This is a genomic window from Parazoarcus communis (assembly GCF_003111645.1).
Taxonomy (GTDB): Bacteria; Pseudomonadota; Gammaproteobacteria; order Burkholderiales; family Rhodocyclaceae; genus Parazoarcus; species Parazoarcus communis_A.
Genome location: NZ_CP022187.1, coordinates 3,098,963 through 3,124,026, shown reverse-complemented (window position 1 = coordinate 3,124,026; position 25,064 = coordinate 3,098,963). Strand labels below are relative to the sequence as shown.

The window sequence follows — 25,064 nt, the reverse complement described above, 5'->3', positions numbered from 1 at the left end:
CGGGGCCACGCCAGGTTTTCGGTAGTGCCCTACTAACTATTGGTCTCATTGTGCGACCTCTCAGCTGATTAGCCGTGCGAGATCAGCCATCGCAATCAAGCCGCCCCGTTTTGTTCCTGACGCCAAGAGACACTGTCCGTGAATCGTGATGCCCATCGAAACAGCTTTCTGTGACATTGCTGAGGCCTTCGTTCCGAGCGATCGCGCTAGATCGGAGATCGGGATCCACGTCCGCCGAAAATCCGCTAGTGCCGCGTTCGACACTACACGTGTGGCTCGGCCGTGTATCAGCGTCTCAGTTGCGCTCAGGTATCCGTTATTTGTCCAAAAAGACAGGGCTTCATACTTCCAGCCGGTGATACTTTCCAGTTTCGTGAGCGTAAGTCCATCGGATAGCGCGACCGAACCGAGAATTGGCATAACCTCCGACTCGGAGAATCCGAAACCGGAGAGTTGGCCGGTAGTGTCTTCTCGGACAGGGCACAATGTTCCGTCACCGATGGCCTGGTAGAGCCGCAAAATTGCACCCGCATCTGTTGTGCGCCGTCCATTTAGCTGCGATAGCGTCAGTACCGAGTCGTCGTTGCTCGGCCGGACGCGCGTGTTGAGCTGTGCTGCGAACTCAACGATGCTTTGAGTACGAATGGGGCCCCCTTTTAGATAGCAGCCTTTCCAGTCTTGGTCTGCTTCAACGAGCTTGGCTTTTACGAGATAGTTGATGGTCGCGGGCGGAACCGCGAACGTTTCCGCTGCTTCTGAGACGGACGTCCATTCCGCACGCTCACGGACGATGCGTTCAACTTCAGCGCGTTCGATGAGCGCGAGTGTGTATGAAGGGCCCTTACGTGTTGTGTGTGATGAAACGTTACCTCGCTGAATCGCGACTCGAAGGTGTTCGCGTGTTGTGCCGATCAGCCTTGCGGCCTCTGTCAGTGCGAAGTAGCGCTGTTTGCGGTCAAGCGAAGGTGTGAGTCCGTTCTTTCCGCGTAGGTTACCCTCGAATTGATCAATCACTGCGTTTGAGAAAGCCTGCCAGACGGGTGCGAATGCGCTCGGATTAAGACATTGACGGGACAGATTGATGTACCAAGCGCCAAGTCTTCCAGTCAAATTGAATACGTTTGGATTCCCTGCCTGAAGTCGGTCACGCACATGTTGTTCGAACCTGCCCGGCCAGCTCTCAAGCATTGTCGCGACCGGTGTGAGTAGCGCAATGGCCTCATTGATGGTTTTCGGAACCGCAACTTTGCCGCGTCGGGTTTGTTGTGCCGAGTCGAAACGCACTGCGAGCATGTAGAGCAAATCTGCAAGGCGTAGATAGTCGGCCTCGGATCCCAGCTCGGTGGTACCGATAATGTCGCGCATGTCGCCAGCCAACCGCGCACTGATCCACAGATGCCCAAGAGAGGCTGGCTGAGTGTGGGCCTCTCGCAGATCGAAACCGCATCCGCAAAAAGCGATATCGTGTCGCGATTGTTGCAGCTCAACGCCGCAATTTGGGCAGTGATCTAACAGCGTTGTCCCATGTTCCGGACAAGCTGTGATGAGTGCATGTCCCCACACGCGGCGAACATATGCTCCGGACTGAAGGCACGAGGGGCAAACCGGATCGCTTGTCGTGCGTGCGAACTGCGGGTCTGAGACGCAAACCGGTTTATCGTCGGCTGGGACAAACGCCTCTAACCAGGCAGGGTCTAGTCCGAGCGCGGTTGCCAGGATTTCTCGCTCGGCCAGCACAGCGCGCACGGACGGTTTTACACCGCACGCTCGCAGCAAAGCTTTCCAACTTGAGTAGCCGTTCTTGAGCGCGAGCCGACGCATGTACCCGATCGCGCTTTCGTCGTGTTCATGGGTAAAGAGATCAAGCAAAGCGGTCATCGATGAACCGCCCCAGCGTGATGTCGAATCTGCGCGAGTTGAACCTCCGGGCTGTATGACGGGAGACAAAAATCATATCGATTGAGTTCGGCACACAATACTTGTAACAAGTGTTCGTCGTAGAGAACGTCTTGCTGGAACGGCTTTATCGATCCGTTTCCCGGGAGGTGAAGCCGGTTTGTTGTTGCTTTCAGCGCATCAATCGTGATTTTCCCATGTTCATCAAGCTGGCGAGTAAGCGCTTTAAAGAAGTTCGCCAGCAGACCCACATGCCCGGCGCTGGCAGCGTAGAGGTGCCGCACGAGCGAATCCGTTGTTAGTTTCACATCGAGTGTGCACTGGTGGTCCGAAAAAACGGAGAGAAAAGCGCGGACGCATCCGGCGAAGTTCTTGCGATCACTTGGGATGTCCCACCGGTACGGCGAGAAATCGAAGGGCGCAGGCGTGCGATTGCGCAACTGTTCATTCGTTTCTAATAGCTTAATGAGTCTGTATAGCCCGGACAGCAGGATCGACACGTTAGTTTGCTGACTAATATCTTTGATCCAATCGGAAGCTTGCCGTGGAGGGATCTTGCTCCCAACGTCGACTAAGTGCGACGCTTCATCAAATAAGATGGTGTGCGTACCGACAAGTTTGAGCTGAACATTCATCATTTTGACGAGTTCGGTGGCACGCGTTCGCCCGGTCGGGAGCGGTACGTTCAATGCTTGCATGACACTTAGCGGTAAATCCTTCGGGGCGATACCTGTCGGAATCGGTACATAGAGCACAGGTACAATTAAACGCCCTGCTTCACGGCGTGCGCAGTAGTCGCGCTCGCGCGCGAACTCGCGAAGAACTTCTGTTTTTCCGCAGCGCGAGGGGCCGACAATGAAGTCGATTTGCGGGTCAAGTCCGTCTTTGCGGCTGCGCAACAGATCGCCGATCCGCTCGTACGCGTCTTGAAACCTCGGATGATGGATTACCGTTTTCTCGACTGCTGCCCGAAGTGTGTTCTGAAAGTTCACGTACTCGTCCCCCCGCTTTTTTGCGTAGGACGTTTTTCAACTGAGAAAGTCGGAATTGAGTCATCCGTAATGAACGAGTCGTTCGAGTCCGTTTGAGCACCCGATTCGCGAGCGGCTCTCGGGATGGGTGTGGTGTGTGCACGATCAACTGCGGCCGCAAGTTTTAGTGTGTCCCGGATAGCTTTCTGCTCTTCGCGATGTCCTTTCTTTCTCCCACCGGAATGTCGTACAGGTGCGGCAAGGCTCGCTTGAGCGAGATCGAGTTCAAACTGCTTGGCAACTGCAGGTAGTGGGCCTGCGAGCGCACGAACATGGTTTCGCCGCGCTTTCGCTTCAGAGAACGAAAATGCAGGCGTCTGTTCCGTCACTTCTGCATTGACGAGCATTATTAGCTCTGCCGTATTCTTGTCCGGTACGTACACAAATCGGTAGTCTGAAGGGTTGTACCGCACAGTGACGTCCGCGTTTGGACCGTATTGCCCGATCAGGATTGCGAGGTTATCGCCCCGGAAACGAAATCCATCGATCGATACGCCCGTCTTGTTACTCAGCGACGCGGTGCGCGTCAGAAAGCGGATCTGCACCCACGATTCGCGGTTCGGCGGGAGTGGCGTTGGAAAGTGTTCTTCGGCCATTTTCCAGCGTTGGGCCGGCGTGACCCCCATATTTTGATCAAGTAAATAGTCAGCAGTGATGAATCGTTCGATGCTCTGATGAATCCAGCGCTCAAAGAAGAAGCGGACGATCCAGCGCTCCAGTTGCTCTAGCGTCATTAACTCGTCTTTCTTCGCTTCCTCCGTACGTGCTCCGTCCTCGCCCTCAAATCGAGTAAAGCCAGGAAGGCCTTCTAGCGCAATCTTTAGACTTTTATGAAGTCGTTCAACGAATGGCTTCATGTGGCCGGAATGAGCGGGCGCGCGCGTGATGTTGATTCCAAGGGTATTGAGTTCGTTGATTCGTTCAGTGCGGTTTTCGGAGCCATTATCAAGGTGAAGATCAAGAAACTGTCCGCACGGGTCGAGTTCGCAGTTAATGCCGAGTTGATCGAAGCGCTTCTTCTTCGAGAACAGTCCTACTTCGATGCACTCAAGGGTATCCTCCGCAGTGACCGGAGTTGGCACCAAGCGCCAACCCAGCGGCACGGAGGAGTAGCAGTCGACAGAGACCATGAGATATGGATTTTGCAGAATGCCTTCGGCCGTTTTAACAAGCACAGGAAGATGAACCGTATCTTGTTCGACGCGGTGCATTGGCGCACCCGGAACTATCCGATTCTTAGCAACGGCTTTCGCTGAACGAGCGATACGTGGATCGAGTCGCTTGTAGTCAAGATCGGGGTTCCAGTGCGCAACAACAACATTCTTTATGAGTTCGCGGCTCAGAGTCTTGTCTTGCGGAATAAGTCCCCGCTGAATGGCAACTGACGTCAAGTGCTTTGCGAGCCCATTGATCTGGATTTTCGATTTCTTAACCGCATATACCGCTTCTGTAGCGCTGAGGATCAGCTCTTTTACGCTCTCGCTGTAGCGAGGCACATGATTACCCCGCGCTGCATACGCTGGGATTAGTTTGAGCGGATTCTCTGCACCATCTCGCAGGATCCGGTATGCCGTGCGCTCAGAGCACATCATCTTTGTCGATCCGTCCCCCGTTTCGATGGTGGTTCCTTGCAGTGCACGGATTGCTTCGGCTGCACTCGACCCGTTTCGCATCAAGGCTTTCAGGCGATCTAGAACGGCTATATTGAATTGCTGCCGACGACGCGCCTTCGGATTGTTTGTAAGATCAACCGTTTCGCCGGTAATCGGATTCACTGAAATTCGTTTCCAGTTTCCGTTCGACAACTCGCATCGTAGCGCTGCGATGGTCGCGTAATGACGACCACCGGTGCTCTGGTTCATAAGCTCTACACGTTCAGAATCGCTCTGAATCGAACACACTGAATAGATCCCGTCGGGGGTCAGCAGCTTCTCATCTCGTCGAAGATAGCTACTCATGATTTGAACTCCAGGGGGAGCAGTTCAAGGTGAGTGAGGCTTCCCCCGGCGACCGTGACCAAGGTATGGACGTTGAGACACTCTTCGTGCAAGTTGGCGCTCAAAAGACCATTCAGAACGAAGTACGCTGCGGTGCGCATGTTGAGACCGAGCGCTTTCATTGTGTGTCCCAGCGGTGCGGAGGTGTCACAAAGCAGGGTGTCGAGCTGCCCCGATAGATCTTCTGGAGTCAGCGTTTGTGGATCGCGGTTTTTCTCGGAAGATAGAACTGAAGCGTTAAACACAAGTGGTGAGGTTTGCTCGTAGCGAAATGCAATAGTCAGAAATCCGTGCCCACGCCTTTTCAGGATTGCTTTCGCTTTCTCGACTTTGCTGATGTAACACACGTCGCCCGGATATCGCACATCCTTTACCTCAACGACGATGCGTTGGCCATCGGCCAGTTGCAGCAAAAAATCTGGTGTGTAATCACGCTGTGTGGCGTCGACGCGTACTCGCGTGCATCGAGCGATTTCGAGCTCTTCGCGGGAGGTATAAAGCGCGCCGCTATGCACATCAACCGTGAAGGGTTGTGGTTGAAGTGCTACGACCCTTGGATCGAGGTCTGCGAGTTGCGCAACCGTTCTTTCGTTCGGAGACTCTGCAGCAATAATTCCGCCGGCTTTCCTGCAATTATAGAAAACAGCCTGGCGACCACCGATTCGCCCGAGCGTCCGATTTCCTTGAATGACATTACGTGGTGCAGATGATTTCCTTTTTTGGTTTGGCATGGTCCTGTTCTCTAATTGAGATCGCAATCTAATTCAAGAGAAAAGGAATTGCAAGACGTGAAATGAGCGATAGATCGGAATTGCGTGCCTTCTTAGATCGAAATTGTCTCGTAGATGTGTCACTTCTAAGGATAAAAATTGATCTTCCCGAAATGATGTTGCGGTACGAAAAATTTATTAAACACTCATTAAAACAATGGCTTGAGAAGGTTTTTGTGTCGCATTTATAGTTGCGTCAGAAATTCCTAGAAGGAATTGTGTTGGGCGCAAAGATGGGCGAAGAATAATTCGGATAGCACTGCGTTTTCCAGGCGAAAAACTCGTAAAATTATTGGGAGGCGTTCTCGAAAGCTCGTGATCTCGTTCGGCGCGCGGGGCGCTGGACGCTCGGGAATTGCGTAACGCTCATTTCGCGCAGGGCACGGCTTTGGCCCCATTAGTAGGGTGATGCAAAAGTCCGTGAACGATCGGAAATGGCTTTGGCATAGAAGCGTCTCCACATCCCTCTTATGGCAACGACGCGCGGCCAACTCAATCCCCAATCCTCTATGTTTCACTTTTTCACGCCGTAATCGAGTGTGCCGGCCGATCATCCGCTGCGACGGGTGCAGCGTTTGGCAGACCGCGCTTTTGGCGTAATTTGTGCGGAGTTGGATGCGCTTTACTCGTCGGTCGGTCGGCCATCGATTCCGCCGGAGCGTCTCCTCAATGCGCAATTGCTGATCGCGCTGTATTCGGTTCGCTCCGACAGGTAGTTCTGCAGGTAGCTCGATTACAACATCCTGTTCCGCTGGTTGTTCGATATGGATCCTGAGAGTGCGATGCTGGACCAGTCGAATTTGAGTCGGCTGCGCGAGAGCTTGGTGGTAACCGACGTGGCCCGGCGCTTCTTTGATGAAATGGTCAATCTGGCCCGCAACCAGAACTTGCTGCCTTCCGACCACTTCGCTGTGGACGGCACGCTGATCAATGCCTGGGCCTCGGTCGAGTGCGTCAAACCCAAAGACGGCACCCCGCACAAGGACGGCGATGACGGCACTTGGATGGTCGACTTCAAAGGCGAGAAGCGCTCGAACTCTACGCATCAAAGCACGACAGATCCCGAGTCCCGGCACATGCGATAGGGCAACGGCCAGCTGGCCAAGCTCATCTACGGCGAGCATGTGATAGTGGAGATCCGCAACGGCCTGTGCGTCGATATCCTCATCACTGATTCGACTCATGCCGTGCGCAGTGCTGCGCGGCAGCTGCTCACTCGTGCACGCCGACGGCACATTCATCCCGAGATGCTGAGTGCCGACAAGGGCTATACCTGAAGGAGTTCCGGGCATTGAACTCTAGAAGATGGCGCCCGCGAAACATCAGATCATTAGCAGTCGGTCTTTCGGTCAGTACATCTATGAACTGTCCGAGCTGAGAGAAGCGGTGGCGAGCTACACTGGCAAGACTGCCGGCCCAGCATTCGATGGCGGGGGCGATACAGGTGTTTATCCGCACAAATACGTTCAAACAGAACGCGCCTCAATACCAGCGTACGGTCACCATCCCGCTGCCCGAGCCGAGCGCAGACACGCGCGTGCTCACCCGTTGGGCGACTGTGATTCTTGAAATTATCTACAAGTCGGGCTTCGCCTATCAGAAGGCAGGGGTGATGCTGTCGGAACTGCGACGCAGGAACAGCATTCAGAGAAGGCTCTTTGCTGCGTCAGGTGCAGATGAACGCTCGGAGTCACTCAGGCGTGTGATGGATCAGATCAACAGTCGGTCGGGGCAGGGCACCTTGAAGCCTCTGGTGACAGGATTGGACCCCGCATGGCGAATGCGGCGGGATCAATTTTCACCCGCGTGGACAACCAACTGGAACGAACTTCCTGTGGCGCTGGCCCGATAAAGGGCGGTAAGCGTAACCTCACCCCATGTGCGCGAACTACCGACCCTCCAGCAACGAAGAACTGAACTGTTTTCTACTGCAACCGCCAGATTTTGAGTATGGCGAGGCCGACCCCGGCTCCATCGTTCCCATTGTCAGCAACTTCGCACCGCGAATGTGGGTAGCGGCCTGCTTTGGCGTGGTGCCCAAGTGGGCGAAGGACGCGAAGATCGCCAGGTCCACTTACAATGCCCGCGCCGAAACGGTTGGCGAGAAACCTTCGTTCAGGGATGCCTAGCGACGTGGACAACTCTGCATCATCCCGGCGAAGGAGATCTACGAGCCGTGCTACGAGTCAGGCAAAGCTGTTCGGTGGCGCATCGCCAGAAGGGATGGCAGGCCCATGGGTGTTGCAGGCATCTGGACTCGTCGCGAGGAGGCAGGAGAGCTATCTGAGCGGTCGATGTCGATGCTAACGATCAATGCCGATGGAGACCCGGTAATGCAGCGGTTTCACAAAACAGAGGATGAGATGCGCTCGGTGGTGATTCTGCCGGAAGACTCGTGGAGGAACTGGTTGGGGGCAAAATCAGAGCAGGAGGCGCGCAAGTTGCTGCAGCGCTATCCGGCGGACGGGTTGAGTGTGGCGGAGGCTACGAGATAGAGGTACGCGTCAGTATTCGAGCTAACTGCTTGCTTGTGGCGGGCAGATTAGGCCTGCCGAGAACCAAACATCTGATGCGAGAATTCTGGGGTGCGGTTGGAAGGGGAGAACTAATTGCATCGCGCTTCCATTGATAATGCCAAACGGGTACAAAGCACAAGGGCAGGATTCATCGATAGCCGGATACGTGCGATGATTCGCCCCTTTGTTTTCTCACGGCGTCTCAACGGAAGTCAACGCTCAATCGGATTGGTTTTCCTTGGGCACGTACATCGCGGAGTTGCTTGGTGTGAGTGAGGTCCTGCCTTGTTCGCAGATCGGAACAGGGACTCTTCGCGTCCCTCGATTACGCTGTCAGTGTAGGTGTAGGTTGACGAATTTGAGCTGTCGCGTTGGTGGGCCGCAGAGTATGAGGGTCGAGGCAGAACATTGACGTCTTGCCTACGACTAGTTTTGACCGCTTTATCTGCCGGTCGAGACGCAATTTGGAGCTTTGAAGTGAAAACGATTTCTTGCGTAGACCTTTTCTGTGGTGCGGGAGGACTGACGCACGGTTTCGTCCTCGAAGGGGTGCCGGTGGCCGCTGGGATCGATCTGGACCCTGCATGCCGTTTTCCCTATGAAGCCAACAACAAGGCCAGATTCGTTGAGCGTGACGTTAGTAAGGTCTCCATAGAAGAGCTGAAAGGGCTGTTTGGCGATGTCGACCTTACGGTACTTGCGGGCTGTGCCCCGTGCCAACCCTTCTCAACCTACGCGCAACGATATGAGTTAGATGGCAAGGACGGTAAGTGGGGCCTGTTGTATGAGTTCGCGCGTCTAGCGGAAGGAGCAAAGCCTGATGTCATTACCATGGAGAACGTACCCACCGTTGCTAAGCACGAGGTGTTTCGTGACTTTGTCGAAACGCTAAAACGCATTGGCTACAGCGTCTGGTTCGATGTCGTTGACAGTTCTCGCTACGGTGTACCGCAGATGCGACGACGTATGGTGCTGCTTGCATCAAGACGTGGTGACATCAAGATGATCGAACCAACTCACGAGAAACCGAAGACGGTGCGCCAGGCGATTGGTCGTTTGCGCCCTCTGAGTGCGGGTGAAGCCGCTCCAAGGGATAGGCTGCACGTCACCTCGGCGTTGTCTGAAAAGAATCTCAAACGAATTAAGGCATCGAAGCCTGGCGGCACATGGCGTGACTGGCCGGATGATCTGGTCGCCGACTGTCATCGAGCCGAAAGCGGACGTACATACCCAGGTGTTTATGGTCGTATGGAGTGGGACAAACCTGCCCCCACTATGACTACACAATGCTACGGCTTCGGTAATGGTCGTTTCGGGCACCCTGAGCAGGATCGAGCGATCTCGCTGAGAGAGGCCGCGCTCATACAGAGCTTCCCACGAGGCTATACTTTCGTTCCTCATGACGGAGAGGTAAGTTTTACGATTCTAGGTCGGCTTATCGGCAACGCGGTTCCTGTCGATCTGGGTCGTGCTATCGCACGAAGCATCAAGACCCATCTCGCATCGGGACCCGCGCTACGGTGAAGTGAAGAGCGTTTCCTTACGTTACTTGATCGAACCCGAATGCCGCCTTCTGGCACAGTTTGAGCAAGGCGAGTCGATCCGGTACGCAGACACCAATTCGAGACTGCTTGATGTCAATTGGATGATTCTGCGATTCTGGTAACACTGGCTACCAATTGCTGCAGCGGAAGTCATCGCACTGACGGTGACCGCAGGCCGAACGCTTCGCTGCTCACTTTCTGTTTGTGCGCGTACGAACAGTTCAACTGGATAGGTGGAAGACCGCATGGAAATTTCGAACGCACAGATTAGCCAGGCCTACCGTGCCCGCCCTGAACCCGGCCAACTGGTAGAAGTCAGGCGACGTCAGTGGGTCGTTGCAGAAGTCATCTCTTCCAAGCTGACATCAGCCTCTGCGCAACAGAATGCCGTGACCCTCTCATCCATCGACGAGGATGGTCTAGGTGAGGAGCTTGAGGTCATCTGGGAGATCGAGCCCGGCGCGCAAATTATTGAGCGTGCAGGTCTGCCGTCAATTACTGGCCAGGATGACTCCAACACCCTCGACGCTTTTCTTGATGCGGTTCGCTGGGGTGCTGCCACCAATGCCGACCGAGGTTTTCTGCAGGCTCCTTTCCGCAGTGGCGTCAGCATTGAGGACTTCCAGCTCGACCCACTGGTGCGTGCCATCGACATGGCCCGCGTCAATCTGCTCATCGCCGACGACGTCGGCTTGGGCAAGACCATTGAAGCCGGTCTCGTCATCCAGGAGATGTTGCTGCGGCACCGTGCCCGCACTGTTCTGATCATCTGCCCCGCATCGCTGCAAGAGAAGTGGCGCGTGGAGATGCTGGAAAAGTTTGGCCTTGATTTTCGGATTGTCGACACGGCCTACATCAAGCAGTTGCGCCGAGATCGCGGCATCCATGCCAACCCCTGGACTTCCCACCCACGCCTGATCGCGTCCATGGACTGGGTCAAGAGCGGCGAAGGACTGCGCGCCATGCGCGACGTCCTGCCCGTGCACGCCAGCTTTCCACGCAAATTCGACATGCTCGTCGTCGACGAAGCACACAACATCGCGCCTGCCGCAGGCACTAACTACGCGCTGGAGAGCCAGCGCACACGCTTCATCCGCTCCATCAGTCCACACTTCCAGCATCGTCTGTTTCTGACAGCCACTCCGCACAATGGCTACACCGAGTCCTTCACCTCGCTGCTGGAGTTGCTGGACGACCAGCGTTTTGCTCGAAACATCCTGCCAGATGAAAAGCAGCTGAGTCAGGTGATGATTCGTCGCCTAAAGAGCGATCTAGTCGATGCGGAAGGCAAGCCACTCTATGCGCAGCGCAAGCTGCAAGCGCTGCTGGCCTCGTACTCCACGCTAGAGCGCGCCATTCACCAGAAGCTGAACGACTACTGCGCGAGTCGCGAGCAGGACGCCGAAAAGGTCGGTAATGCCTTCGGCACGTCATTCGTCAACCAATTGCTCAAGAAGCGGCTCTTCTCCTCTCCCGCCGCGTTCGCATCCACGCTCGAGAAGCACATTGCCAGTCTGGCCAATGGCGGCCAACGCAAGGAAAAGGATGCGATGGCCGACCGCATCTTGCGCAAGGCCATCCTGCGGGTCGATGAAGACTACGCCAACGACCAAGAGGTCGAAAACGCCCAGTCCGAGGCCGTCGAAGAGGCCTCACGTCGCGCGCAACCGCTGACGACAGACCAGCAACAAATGCTGAACGAACTGCGGTCATGGGCACAGACCGCCAAGAACCAGGTCGATGCCAAAGCCAAAGCAATCCTCGACTGGCTCGCCACCAATCTCAAGACCGACGGCCAGTGGAATGATCGTCGGGTCATCTTGTTCACCGAGTACCGCACCACCCATCAGTGGATGCACGAGATTCTCGCCAGCCACGGTTTCGGTGGTGATCGACTGGCCATCCTCCATGGCGGAATGCCGCAGGATGAACGCGAAAAGGTCAAAGCGGCGTTCCAAACTTCGCCCAAGGATTCAGCGGTGCGCATCCTGCTGGCCACCGATGCCGCGTCCGAAGGTATCGACTTGCAGAATCACTGTAACTGCCTCATCCATCTGGAAATCCCCTACAACCCCAACGTGATGGAGCAGCGCAACGGCCGTATCGACCGGCACGGTCAGCGCCAGAAAGAGGTCTTGATCTGGCACCCCGTCGATGGCGGTGAACAAGGCAAGGCAACCATTGGCGGTCACGGCGAAGACATCATCCGGGCACTGCGCAAACTCGAATCCATGCGGGCGGACATGGGCAGCGTCAACCCGGTCATCGCGCCGCAGATGTCGGGGCTGATCGAAGGCTCGCTCAAAGACCTCGACACCCGTCTCGCTGAAGCCAAAATCGCGAAAGCCAGACGCTTCGTGCGCGCCGAGCGCGAACTGAAAGACCGCGTTTCCAAGCTGCACGAACGGCTCCTGACGACGCAGCAGGATTTCCACCTCACGCCGGAGCACATCCTGATGGCGGTCAAGACGGGTCTTGTGATGGCAGGCCGTCCGCCGCTTGAGCCCTTTGCCTTGGCTGATGCCCCGACAGGAACCGTATTCAAGATGCCCGCGCTGTCGGGCTCGTGGGCGCGCTGCCTTGAGGGGCTGCGTCACCCCCACACACTGCAAATTCGGCCCATCACCTTCGATCACGCCGTCGCTAAAGGGCGTGACGACGTGGTTCTGGTTCACCTGAACCACCGGCTGGTACAGATGTGCCTGCGCTTGCTGCGTGCCGAGGTCTGGGCCCAAGACGATGTGAAGAAGCTGCATCGTGTCACCGTGCGTTCGGTGCCAGACTCCCTGATCGACGGGCCTGCCGTGGTCGTCATCTCGCGACTGGTCGTCACGGGTGGCAGCCATCATCGCCTCCACGAAGAGCTGACGGTCGCCGGGGGCTATCTGGGCGATAAATCATTCCGTCGTGAGGAAGGCGTCACCAAAGTCCAGCAATGGCTGGATCAGGCCAAGCCACTGACCGCCGCAGACTCTCTGTTCGATGCCATCCGCGTGCGCTTCGACCGTGCGCAAAGCTCTATCCTGCAGGCGGTCGACGCCCGTTCAAAAGACCGGCTCAAGTTCCTGACCAACACCCTGCAATCCCGCAAGCAGCAAGAAGTGGCTGACATTGGCTCCGTGCTTGATGAGCTTGAAAAAGCCATCCAGCTTGAGCTGAAAAAAGACCAGCAACCGGCGCAGCTTTCCCTGTTCACCGAAGACGAACGAACACAGCTCGGGCGCGACACCGCCGCACTGGAAGCGCGTCTTGCCCGCATTCCGGCCGAGCGCCAGCAGGAGGCTGAAGCCATCGAAACCCGCTACGCCAAACTCAACGACCGCACCTTCCCGGTCGCCGTCATCTTTCTGGTCCCTGCATCTGCCGTTCAGGGAGGTGCCGCATGAGTGCTCCCAGCGTGAATGATGATTGGCTGTCACTGATCGAGATCTCCGGCCCTTTCCTTGCCGTTCCCGTTCTGAAAGAAGCCTTTCCACAAGGGCTGGAAGAACTGGATGCCACCAAGCGCAAACGTCTGCGCCAAGCCTACGAGGAATGGCGCGAAGCGCTGGAACTGGAAGACGCGCAATTCGCTGAGTTACACGTGGCGTGGATCGACGAGGTACTGTCGCGTGGCCTCGAGCTCGACGAAGACGGTAAAGGCGACGTCCTCAAGCGCGCCGACTGGTGTGCAGCCAACCTCCAAGCCACCTTGCCCGAACATGGCATGACGCTTTCGCCTGATCTCGCGGTAATCGACGAGCAACGCGCCAACAAGCCACTGCTGCTGATCCAGACCTATTCGCAGGATGTCGATCTCAATGCAACCCTGAAGCAAGACGGTTGGGCTGCCACACCCGCCGATCGCATGGTTGCTTTGTGCCGCTTTCTGGGTTGTCGACTCGGGCTGGTGACCAACGGCGAGCGCTGGATGCTGGTGGATGCCCCGGTGGGTGCCGTTACCACCTTTGCCAGTTGGTATGCCCGCATCTGGAGCCAGGAGCCCATCACCTTGCAGGCTTTCGTGCACCTGCTCGGTATTCGTCGTTTTTTTGTCGACGAAACCGAACAACTGCCCGCGCTGTTCGATCGCTCCCTGAAGTTCCAGGACGAAGTCACCGACGCCCTTGGCGAGCAAGTACGCCGCGCCGTCGAGGTGTTAATTCAGACCCTCGACAAAGCCGACCAGGACCGCAATCGAGAGCTCCTGCACGACGTCAAAGACCCCGAGCTGTATGAGGCCGCGCTGACGGTGATGATGCGCTTAGTGTTCCTGCTCTCGGCCGAGGAGCGTGGCCTGCTCCTGATGGGCGACGAGCGATACGAAGCCAACTACGCGCTCTCCACCTTGCGCATGCAGTTGCGCAAAGAGTCCGAGGAAATCCTCGAGCGCCGCTGGGACGCTTGGTCGCGCCTGCTGGCGATTTTCCGGGCGGTGTTCGGCGGCATTGAACACGAAAACCTGCGCCTGCCAGCCTTGGGCGGCTCGCTGTTTGATCCGGACCGCTTCCCCTTCCTCGAAGGTCGGGCCAAAGGCTCGAACTGGCGCAGCGATGTAGCCAAGCCCCTGCCCATCGATAACCGCACCGTCCTGCTGTTGCTGGAAGCCATCCAGCAATTCCAGGGCCGCACACTGTCTTACCGCGCATTGGACGTTGAACAGGTCGGCTACGTGTACGAGGGTCTGCTTGAGCGCACCGTCAAACGCACCGATGAAGTCACGCTGGAACTGGATGCCACCAAGAGCGCCAAAACCCCATGGGTCAAGCTGGCCGAGCTGGATTCGGCACGCTTGGATGGAACCGCGCGATTGGCCGAATTGCTGCAAGAGCGCTCCGGCAGTTCCGCCAGCCGGGTGCGCAATGATCTGGCTAAAGCCGTCGATGACATCCTGGCCGACCGCCTGCTGACCGCTTGCCAAGGCGACACCAAGCTCCGCGATCGCGTCAAACCCTATGCCCATCTGCTGCGCACCGACCCATGGGGCTATCCACTGGTCTATCCCGCTGGTGCTTTCATCGTCACCACCGGCTCCGACCGGCGCGAAACCGGCACCCACTACACCCCGAAATCGTTGACAGAGGCCATCGTCGCCCAAACCCTTACGCCGGTGGCCTATGTCGGCCCTGCCGAAGGCACGCCGCGCGATCGATGGACACTGAAATCCCCCGCTGAACTGCTCGACCTCAAGATCTGCGACCCCGCCATGGGCTCGGGGGCCTTCCTGGTGCAAGCCTGCCGCTGGTTGTCCGATCGCCTCGTCGGGGCGTGGTCACAGGCCGAGGCAACGGGCAAAACTGTGAGTGTGGATGGTGAGGTTCTGGAAGCGGGAACTACCAAGGAACCTCTACCCCGCGACAGCGAAGCTCGCACGGTGATCGCACGCCGTCTCATCGCCGAGCGTTGCCTGTACGGCGTCGATTTGAATCCTCTGGCAGTCGAACTTGCCAAGCTTTCGATCTGGCTGGTGACACTGGCCAAGGGGCGACCGTTTGGCTTTCTCGACCACAACCTGCGTTGCGGCGACAGCCTGCTCGGCATCCATCGACTGGATCAGCTCACTGAACTTTCCATGACGCCGACTGGTAAAGGTCAGCAACGCCTGTTTGGGCAGAACATCAAGCGAGCGGTTCACGAGGCAATTGAGTTGCGGCAGCGGCTGCGCCAGATGCCGATCCGCGACATCCATGACATAGAGGCCATGGCGCGACTGGATGCCAATGCACGCCAGAAACTCGAAGTGCCGGAGCTCATCGCCGATGCGTTCGTCGGAGAGGTGTTCGTTACGAGGGGCACTGGCGTGGCGTTAGAGAACGCACTTGCCTCGCTCTCCATCCAAGCCGGACGAGCCATTGACGGCGACCAAGATACTGCGGCTGCAATGCGTCGACAAGCCGTCGCAGCGCTTTCAACTGATCTGCCCGAGAGCAAGCCACCTCGTCGGCCATTCCATTGGCCCCTCGAATTTCCAGAAGTTTTCGCACGCGACCCTAGGGGGTTCGATGGCATCGTTGGAAATCCCCCGTTCAGTGGAGGACGTTGGATCGGGCGTCGTTTTGGCCTGACATACCAAGAGTATTTGAAGCTAATACGCAATGGTGTCGTGGGCTCACCCGACCTCTGCGTATATTTCTATTTGCGAGCCTTTGCCTTGCTCGGATCGAACGGCTGCTTTGGCCTGTTGGCAACCAAGTCAATCACAGAAACTGGCTCTCGTGTGGTCTGCTTGGATCAGATCATCGGAATGGGTGGAGTCGCCTACCGGGGATGCTCGCGCATGGTTTGGCCGGGCAATGCAGCCGTGGTCGTTTCAATCGCTTGGGTTTCCCGCGATGATTGGCAGGGTCCGAAAATCCTGGATGATCGCACGGTGCAAGCCATCAATGGTGCTCTGGAAGAAGATGTCCAAATCAAACGACCACTGAAACTCAAGGCGTTAAAAGGTACATTTTCTCAAGGTCAGGATGTTCTTGGTCGCGGCTTTGAGCTTACTGAAGAAGAGCGTGCAGCAATACTTGAAGAGGATCCTAATTGTTCTGAGGTGATATTTCCTATCTTTAACGCACAGGACATCAACACGATGCCCGCGTTGAATGCTTATCGCTGGGTGATCTACTTTCGCGACTGGCCAGAAGAGCGGGCGAAAAAATTCGGCCCAGCTTTTCGACGTGTTGAGGAGTTGGTCAAGCCTTATCGCAATTCCTTGACTGGACAGATACATCAGGATTGCTTCTGGAAGTTCTGGGACTTGAGGCCGAGCCTCCTTCGTGAGGCTGCAACTCACGATTCCTTCTTGGTTTCTCCTATCGTTACCAAATATGTGACCTTCAGGAGGGTCCCGTCACGATACGTTTATAACCATGCAAGCAAGGTCTACTTCCTTTATCAATGGTCAGATTTTTCAGTATTGCAGTCCAGTATTCATCAGGAATGGGCTTTTTGGGCTTGCGGAACTCTAGGGGCATCGACGCTTCGATACTCAACGTCATCAGCTTTGGAGACCTGGCCGATGCCAGTGCTCAATGGCAACGCCGAACTCGACGAACTCGGCGAGCGTTATCACTCGTATCGAGAGTCGTTGTTGGCAGATAAATCGATCGGCCTCACCAAGTTTTACAACCGATTCCATGATCAGTCGGACGACAATTCCCAAGTCGAGCTGATGCGCGGCCTGCATCGTGAAATAGATCTCGCGGTCGCTCGCGTCTACGGGTGGGACGATATTGACTTGGAGCACGGATACCACGAAGTGCCGTACCTCCCAGAGAACGATCGCGTCCGTTTCACCATCAGCGGTCGTGCGCGCCTTGAAGTGCTTCGGCGACTGTCGGATCTGAACCGCCAGCGTTATGAGGAAGAGGTCGCTCAAGGGCTTCATGGCAACGCTACGCCACGCGCCTCGACCCGTGCCACGCGAGCCGGCCGCACTGCTTCCTCCGCGAGGATCCAACCCTCGCTCGACTTCGAGAACGGGACCGCAACGCCCGTCACCGGTGTGACGCCCGCCACGGCAATCCTTGGCTTCCTAAATGCGAATGACGGCTGGCACGCCAAGACAGAGGTCCTCGCCGCCACCGGTATCACGGATGGCCAGTGGAACACCGCGATCGCTGAGCTGATCGCAGGCGGCAAAGTTGAACGCCAAGGCGAGAGGCGCGGGGCACGGTATCGAGCGACAGATGCCGGGGGGACTGCGCAATGATGCCCCAGGCCTGGTTTGAGATGGCTGAAATCCGCCGTCGAAAGTTTACTTCATCAGCTTGGATACCGCTGAGAGCGGTTCAGCCAATCTGCGAACAGGGAAATCGTGGCCATCTTGGGTTCAAGGAGGAATTCTTTGGCGCTGGCTCACTTGCCGTTCCAGTTGCGCTCAAAGACAAGGCAACCAAGCTTGGTTGGTCGGATGTTGGCATCAGTCACGAACACCGGGCCTGTGTCGACGATGGGCGCTACATACCAGCCGAAATATATGAGTACAGCCAAGGCGAGCAGATTGGCTTTTCACTGGTGCTTGAACAACGCTTGAACGGTGCTGAGCAAAACGTTTGGCACCTGCATCAGGACTTCGTGATTGCCCTCGAACTCATGAGAGATGGTGATCGTTGGATATGCCCGAATGAGGGATACACGGAAGTGGCCCGCCTCCATCGGCACCCAGACGGTCGACCATTCCTGATGGAGGCAAAGGCGGAATTCCTACTCGACTACCTTTGTGCGCGAGGCATGGGATTACTCGTGACTGCCTACTGGAACCGCGAGGAAATTGTCGAAGACATCGCTCATATCGCTTGGGTAGAGAACCCGAAGCATGAAGGTACTGAGGGTGCGCGCTGGGAGGGGCGAACCTATGAGATCCACGAAGGCGGCATGCCATTTGGGGCGGAAACAGCGGTGTTTCACATGTCTCGAACCGACGTTGATCCCAGCGAAGATGTGCCTGTGTTCGGTTTCCCTACTGACGATGTAACCGAAGGACGGTCCTGGGCGTTCAAGCGTAAAGAACGAAAGCTGTTCGTCGTGGAAGGCGAATATTGGCGAGATGAGTGGATCAGTCCAGGCAAGTACAGCGCCCGAATTCGTGGAGATGATGTTCCAGGCTCGGTGTTTTTCATTACTGATGCGGCTGGCACTCGCGAGTCGAAGGATACCCTCACGAAAGAAAGCCGTTGGCTGTGGTTCCGGCCCGAAGTAATAAACGCGCTACTTGAGCATCGGGGCGGGCACTTGGGGTGGTACACCCGGGACACGGGATCAGTCACCTGCTCACCCGACTACGGCGTGCACTTTGGCGTCAACTCGATTGGCCTCGTCAATGTGTACGCCAAGGACATCGGCCTCTTGCGGGATTGGCAGCAGAGAGTGTGGGCGGGCTTCAACGTCACGCCAGAGGGCGGCGTTTCAGAGGAACTGCTTGCTTCACAGATGCGGGCAAAACCAGCAGATACCACTTCGCCAGAAACTGCTCTTGTTCAAGCTCTGGCTCGTATGGATGAGGTCTTTTTGGCAATACGAGGCAAATCACTGTTTCGTGAGCACCCATACCGCAATGAAGTGCTGAGTCGCATCCATCGCTTTCGGTCGACCAACGAAAAGGGGCTATTCGCGTTAGCGAAGGACATAGCACGGCTGACGGCTGACAGCATTGACATTGCCGTGCTGCAAGAGATCGCTGCACCGCCAAAGGGTGAGAAGTGGGGCTCACTCAAATCGCTTGAGAAGGTTCTGGCGACGGTGTGCGCACCAGAGGAAGCACGCCATGCGCTTACGCCACTGGTAGGGACATACCAGCTTCGCCTTGCCGACGCACATTTGCCGGGGAGCGAGTTGGCGGAAGCGATGAAGCTGGCTGGCATTGACGGCTCAAGCTCTCCACTACATCAGGGACAAACGCTGATTGCGAACTGTGCAAGTGCTGCGATGGCGATTGCTACGTTGCTCGAACGCCTGACCAAGAGCGAAAACGATAAAGGGGATAAGAATGGCTGAAGGCAACCAACAGAAATCACCGAACGCCTGGATCGCCATTGATCATGGTCTTTCCGGCGATCTCACGCTGGCACCCTACACATTGCGGCTGAAAGGCGAGCGTTCACTGTATCAAGCCATCGCCGATGACGATTGGGTGTTGATTCTGAACACCGCTTGTCACATCACGCGGGTCGGGCGGCTGCTGCGGGTTCGCTCCGATCTGGAGACCACCACGATCTACTTCGACCGCATGCTGTTGGTCGATCCGGCGATTTCGATTGGTCTTACTTCGCTCACCCCGCCTTCGTCCGGCAGCGTTGGCCGCATTCAATGGACGGACTTCCTTGAGTCGCTTCCGAAGGCATTGCACAAGACGATTGCCGAAGTGCCGATCATTGAGGATCAGGCCTATATCCGCGAACTGCTGCAGCTGGCCGTGATGGACGACCTGCTGGGCCCCGCTGGCGGCCCCCGCGAACGCATCGTCGACATGGGTGTGCGGGATCGCTACTTGGTTGGCAAACTGGCCCCGCGTGAGGCCGCACAGGGCGGCATTGAGGGGCTGGACGGGCCACTGGCCAATGACGACTTTGAGGCGCCTACGGAGGCCAAGGCTCCCGGACGTCACGAACCGGGGGCGGAGTTTGGAACGGCCACCGGGCGTGTAGAGCCGGAATCGGATTCGGCTGACGAGATCGACGCCGCCAGCAACCAGTCGCTGGTGCCCAGCAGCCTCGGCATGACCTTCTGCGTCGATGGTGATGCCGACCGGATAGAGATCGAAGCGCGCTGGGGCCGGTACGAGCGTGTACCGAATGATGAGCATGAACTGCTCAAGTCCAACGGGCAGAAGGCCAAGGTGTGGCAGCGCATTCCTTGTGGCGGGAAGATCGTGCTGCCGCTTACCGAAGGCGTGATTCCACATCAGGCACCCGACAGCGAGTTTCCCGAAGTGCGCGTGCAGGGCTCAATCCGGGCCAAGAATGCCAATGGCGATCGGCTGGTCACCTTGTTTCTGGTGAATGCACAGGAGGAACCGGACACCAACCGCGACACGGCGTGGGTGTTCCAGCCCGAGCTGATCGTTCGTTCGGAGAACGATGCCGCCAAACGCGCCATCTTCCGGCGCAGGCCGGTGCTGGACGCAGACGGTATGGACCCGGAGCGTGAAGCTCTGGAGATGATCTACCGCAACCGCGTCGAATTCGCCGTGGGCCATGGCGTTGCCGTCCATGCCGAAACCGCAGACGACGTGACGCTGGCCACCGAGGTGCGCACCACGGTGATGCCGCAGTACGAGGTGCAGGTGACGGAGACGCCCGGCCTCGATCCATCCGATCGCCCGGCGATGCGCCAAATGGTCAGCAGCGGACTGCTGGATATGCAGCGACTGGCGACCTTGGACATCGACCCGCTGGTCGATGCCTTGGGCATGCTGACCAAGGACTATGCCGCGTGGATCGATGAGCAGCGCGCTCGCGTCGGGGCAGAAGTGACCGGCTACGACACTCAGTCGCAACAGGCGATGGACCGATGCCAAGAGATCTATACGCGCCTGCAGCAGGGTATCGACACGCTGAAAGGCAATGAGAAGGCGCTGGCCGCGTTCCGGTTTGCCAACCGGGCGATGGCCACGCAACGCGTGCGCAGCCAATACGCGCTGGCCATGCGCCGGGGCGAGGATGTCACCATCGACAAGTTCGATGTGCTGAAGAACCGCAGCTGGCGTCCGTTCCAGTTGGCGTTTCTGCTGCTCTCCATTCCGTCACTGGCAGACCCGAGCCACCCGGATCGCGTTGAACCCGTCGAGGCTTACGCCGATCTGCTGTGGTTCCCCACCGGTGGCGGTAAGACCGAAGCCTATTTGGGCGTGGCCGCCTTCACCATGGCCATCCGGCGCATGCAGGGCAATCTCGGCGGCTACGACAGCTCACGCGGCTTGGCCGTGATCATGCGTTACACGCTGCGCTTGCTGACGCTCCAGCAGTTCCAGCGTGCCACAGCGTTGATTTGCGCCATGGAAGTATTGCGCCGCGAGGCGCTGGATAAGGGTGACAAATCCCTTGGTATCGAACCTTTCACCATCGGACTCTGGGTTGGCAACAAGGTGACGCCTGGCACGACGGAAGACAGCCATCGCGCCATTGAGGATGTCCGTAACCCCGGCAAATACAACGCTGGCGCGGCGTCTCCCGCGCAACTCACCAGTTGCCCCTGGTGCGGAACTGAAATCGTTCCAGGCCAAGATGTTGAAGTTCAGAAGGATACTTCGGGCGGTCGCACCTTTGTTTACTGTGGCGATAAAAAGGGCCGCTGCGACTTTTCAAAGGGGAAATCTAGCAAACAGCCACATCCGGGGATTCCGGTACTGGTGGTAGATGAAGAGATCTACCATCGCCCGCCGGCGATGATGATTGCCACCGTGGACAAGTTCGCCATGATGGCGTGGCGTGGTCAGGTGCGCACGCTATTTGGTCGCGTGGGCCAAGAATGCGAACGCCATGGCCTGCTGTGGCAAGGTGCCGACTGCAATGGCAATCACCAGGCGGGCAAAAGACTCCCTTCGACGAAGGCGAAGACCATCAGCCCCATTCGCCCGCCAGACCTGATCATTCAGGACGAATTCCACCTTATCAGTGGGCCATTGGGCACCATGGTGGGCTTGTACGAGACTGCCGTCGATGAGCTGTGCGGCTGGACACTTGGCGACAAAACGGTCAAGCCGAAAATCATCGCCTCCACGGCGACGGTACGCAAAGCCAGAGAGCAGGTGAATAACGTCTTCATGCGCCGTGTTTCGGTGTTCCCACCGCATGGACTGGACGTGGAAGACAACTTCTTCTCAGTCCATCGACCGATTGAGGAAAAGCCGGGACGGCGTTACCTCGGGGTGTGCTCGCCCGGCAGTTCGCGCCCCGCGATGTTGATCCGCGTCTACACCGCGTTCTTGACGGCAGCACAGGAACTGTTCGATCACTTTGGCGAACCCGCCGACCCGTACATGACCATGGTCGGGTACTTCAATTCCCTGCGCGAGTTGGGCGGCATGAAGCGCTTGGCCGAGGACGACGTGCAAACGCGTTCCTACCGGGTGCAGATGAGCATGGTGGAGCGACCCGCATTGGCACAACGGAGCATCAGCAACATTCGCGAGCTGACATCTCGGGTATCAAGTCAGGACATCCCCAAGTACCTCGACAACCTGGAGGTCAAGTTCAAATCCGAGTTTGACACTGCAACCGGCAAGTACGTGACCCGCTGGCAGGAGGGCGACACGCGCGCCATCGATGTGGTGCTGGCGACCAACATGCTGTCCGTGGGTGTTGACGTGAACCGGCTCGGGCTGATGGCGGTTAACGGGCAACCTAAAGGAACAGCTGAATACATTCAGGCCACCAGTCGTGTCGGGCGTTCCTTCCCAGGCTTGGTCTGTACGGTGCTGACGTGGGCTAGACCGCGCGATCTGTCGCACTACGAAACCTTCGAGCACTACCACGCCACGTTCTACAAGCATGTCGAGGCGCAATCGGTAACGCCGTTCTCGCCGCGCGCGATGGACCGTGGTTTGACTGGCGCGATGCTGAGTTTGATGCGCCTTGAGAACGATGTGTTCAGCCCGAACGAAGGCGCGGGCCAACTGAGCATGTCCAACCAGGCCGAGATGACGGATGCCATCAAGATTTTGGCTACTCGCGCAGGCAATGTCGCTGAAGACAACTCGCGCAAGCAGTTGGCTGAGACTGAGCTGAAAGAACGTGCAGACGAATGGGCGAAAGAAGTCAGCAAGGGAGGGCGCATCTTGGCCTATGAGAAGCGCGGCCCCGAAAAAGACAAGACCGTTGCATTGATCAAGTCGCCCGGCCTTCAGGCCTGGGACAACTGGACCGTACCGATGTCGATGCGAGAGGTCGAGCCCGGCGTGCGTCTGATCATGAACACGAGCCATATCACGGACGATCACGATTGGAAGCCTCGTCCCGCAACGAAGGATGACGATTGAACATGATCATCAACAACAAGACTCCAGTCGGAGAAGTTCGCCCCAGCCAGTTGCTGTGGACCTATGGGCCCGGTGCGCTGATCGACCTGCCCAGCCTGTCCGTCGTGACGCTCGGCATCGACCGATGGGAAAAAGACCGCTGCCAGCCGATTCAAGAGGCACGACTGCTCGCTGCCGTTCGAAAGGTATTGGGGGCGCAGGTCGAGAGCCTGCGGATGCCGCCGTTTCAGAAGAGTGAACTCGTCGACGTCTGGTCGGCCGAGGCCAATATCGGCGTTCCCGTCCGGCCATTCCCGCGCTGGATGCGCTGCGTGAAGTGCGGCCTGCTGTCGCCCTTTGATGCCGGTCTGTTCGAGATCAAGGAGAACCGCTTCAGGCCGGAGCGAACTCGCTTCGTTCACAAAGGCTGCACAGGCTCAAAGGGTGACCAAAAAGCTAAAGACGCGGATGCGGTTCCCGCACGTTTCCTTCTGGCCTGTCGCGACGGCCACCTTGACGATTTTCCGTGGCACTACTTCGTGCATGGAGGTAATAGCTCGTGCAAGGGCACGCTGCGCTTCTTCGAGAGTGGCGCGTCGCTGCAAACGGAAAACCTGTGGGTGAAATGTGATGCCTGTGGGGCATCCAGAAGCATGGCGCACGCTTTCGGCAAGGCAGGAAAAGAGAATCTGCCGGGGTGCCGAGGACGGCATCCGCACCTAGACCACTTCGACCACGAATGCGATGAGGAAGCACGCGCGGTGCTATTGGGAGCCACGAACAGCTGGTTTCCGATCACGCTCTCCGCACTTGCAATACCCCAGACCAAGGACCCGCTCAGTCAACTGATCCAGGATGGCTGGGAGTTTTTCGACGAACTTGAATCCGAAGCCGAGGTGTCGGTGACGGTGAAGACCTTGAAGAAGACCGGGGCGCTGCCAGGAATCGACAAGTATCCGGCTGCGTCGATCTGGTTGGCCGTCGAAGCACACCGCAATGGCGGCGGACAGGAGGTCGTGGGTGAGGCCGACATCAAAGGGCCCGAGTGGGATGTGCTGACAGAGGCCAATCCGCCCACGGACTACCCGCACTTCATGAGCAAGAAGGTCGGCACACCACCGGGATTCAGCGGCCATATCAGTCGAGTCTTGCTCCTTGAGCGCTTGCGCGAAGTGAATGCCTTGTTGGGCTTCACTCGGGTCGAAGCACCCGAAGAGTCTGGCGATCCGAATGAACGCCCCCAAATGGCCAGCCTGTCGCGCAGCAAGCCAGACTGGGTGCCAGCCAATCAGGTTCACGGCGAAGGGATCTTCGTGCAGTTTGACGAAGCCGCGCTCGTCAAATGGGAGGCATTGGATGGCGTGAAAAAGGTCGACCAGATACTCCGTGGTGGTCATAAGGGATGGCGCAATTCGCGTCATCTCGACCCGAAGGAAGGCTACCCCGGCATTCGCTATGCAATGCTGCACACCCTGTCTCATTTGCTGATTCGTGAACTGGCGCTGGAGTGCGGATACAACGCTGCGAGCATTCGTGAGCGCATCTATGCCGATACATCGGGCGACAGCCCGCAGGCGGGTATCCTCATCTATACCGCAGCAGCAGATTCTGACGGCACGCTGGGTGGCCTTGTCGACCTCGGGAAGCCAGAAAACCTTGGTCGCCTGCTGGCGCAAGCACTGAATCGTTCGAAAATCTGCTCATCAGATCCGCTTTGCTCGGAACATGACCCCGAAAAAGACCGCTCATTGCATGGGGCTGCTTGCCATGCGTGCTCTCTAGTGGCGGAGACCTCTTGCGAGCGGGGCAATCGCTATCTGGATCGATCGCTGCTCATACCAACACTCGAACGCGCCGACGCTGCTTTCTTCAAGGGGTTCTGAC

At 57.3% G+C, this 25,064-nt stretch carries 11 protein-coding genes and 2 pseudogenes; 9 read left to right on the top strand and 4 right to left on the bottom strand.

Features of this window, described 5'->3' with window-relative positions; genetic code table 11:
* Positions 1–60 precede the first annotated feature (60 nt).
* Genes CEW83_RS14170 through CEW83_RS21070 form a run of 4 tightly spaced genes read right to left on the bottom strand, consistent with a single transcriptional unit; the run spans position 61 to position 5,655 of the window.
* Positions 61–1,878 (bottom strand): TniQ family protein, encoded by a 1,818-nt coding sequence (locus CEW83_RS14170; RefSeq protein ID WP_108949918.1) that lies wholly within the window; start codon positions 1,876–1,878, stop codon positions 61–63.
* Positions 1,875–2,888, bottom strand: coding sequence for a TniB family NTP-binding protein (locus CEW83_RS14165; RefSeq protein ID WP_108949917.1), 1,014 nt, complete (start codon positions 2,886–2,888; stop codon positions 1,875–1,877). The genes CEW83_RS14170 and CEW83_RS14165 overlap by 4 nt, the downstream gene beginning before the upstream one ends.
* A complete protein-coding gene (locus tag CEW83_RS14160) occupies positions 2,885–4,885 on the bottom strand; it encodes a Mu transposase C-terminal domain-containing protein (RefSeq protein WP_108949916.1) in 2,001 nt (666 codons plus the stop codon). The genes CEW83_RS14165 and CEW83_RS14160 overlap by 4 nt, the downstream gene beginning before the upstream one ends.
* The gene (locus CEW83_RS21070) at positions 4,882–5,655 is read right to left on the bottom strand and encodes a hypothetical protein (RefSeq protein ID WP_159099459.1); all 774 of its coding nucleotides are present in this window, start codon (positions 5,653–5,655) and stop codon (positions 4,882–4,884) included. Before CEW83_RS21070 ends, CEW83_RS14160 begins: the two co-directional genes overlap by 4 nt.
* Positions 5,656–6,233: 578 nt before the next feature.
* On the opposite strand from CEW83_RS21070, the pseudogene CEW83_RS14150 reads away from it, so the two are divergent.
* The 9 genes and pseudogenes from CEW83_RS14150 to drmB all read left to right on the top strand — a co-directional run.
* Positions 6,234–6,965 (top strand): annotated as a pseudogene (locus tag CEW83_RS14150) (transposase); the annotation flags it as partial.
* Positions 6,966–7,138: 173 nt separating this feature from the next.
* Entirely contained in the window at positions 7,139–7,546 is a 408-nt protein-coding gene (locus CEW83_RS14145) for a DUF4113 domain-containing protein (protein WP_234418832.1), read from the top strand.
* A gap of 25 nt (positions 7,547–7,571) precedes the next feature.
* Positions 7,572–8,189 (top strand): annotated as a pseudogene (locus tag CEW83_RS14140) (SOS response-associated peptidase).
* A gap of 498 nt (positions 8,190–8,687) precedes the next feature.
* Positions 8,688–9,734: a DNA cytosine methyltransferase gene (locus CEW83_RS14135; RefSeq protein ID WP_108949913.1), complete on the top strand. Its 1,047-nt coding sequence runs from the start codon at positions 8,688–8,690 to the stop codon at positions 9,732–9,734.
* Between the two features lie 265 nt (positions 9,735–9,999).
* A complete protein-coding gene (gene drmD, locus CEW83_RS14125; RefSeq protein ID WP_108951424.1) occupies positions 10,000–13,140 on the top strand; it encodes a DISARM system SNF2-like helicase DrmD in 3,141 nt (1,046 codons plus the stop codon).
* The gene (locus tag CEW83_RS14120; protein ID WP_108949912.1) at positions 13,137–17,435 is read left to right on the top strand and encodes an Eco57I restriction-modification methylase domain-containing protein; all 4,299 of its coding nucleotides are present in this window, start codon (positions 13,137–13,139) and stop codon (positions 17,433–17,435) included. The genes drmD and CEW83_RS14120 overlap by 4 nt, the downstream gene beginning before the upstream one ends.
* Positions 17,432–19,219, top strand: coding sequence for a hypothetical protein (locus tag CEW83_RS14115; protein WP_108949911.1), 1,788 nt, complete (start codon positions 17,432–17,434; stop codon positions 19,217–19,219). The genes CEW83_RS14120 and CEW83_RS14115 overlap by 4 nt, the downstream gene beginning before the upstream one ends.
* Positions 19,212–23,201: a DISARM system helicase DrmA gene (gene drmA / locus CEW83_RS14110; protein ID WP_108949910.1), complete on the top strand. Its 3,990-nt coding sequence runs from the start codon at positions 19,212–19,214 to the stop codon at positions 23,199–23,201. The genes CEW83_RS14115 and drmA overlap by 8 nt, the downstream gene beginning before the upstream one ends.
* Before the next feature lie 2 nt (positions 23,202–23,203).
* Entirely contained in the window at positions 23,204–25,063 is a 1,860-nt protein-coding gene (gene drmB / locus CEW83_RS14105) for a DUF1998 domain-containing protein (RefSeq protein ID WP_108949909.1), read from the top strand.
* The last annotated feature ends 1 nt before the right edge of the window (position 25,064 follow it).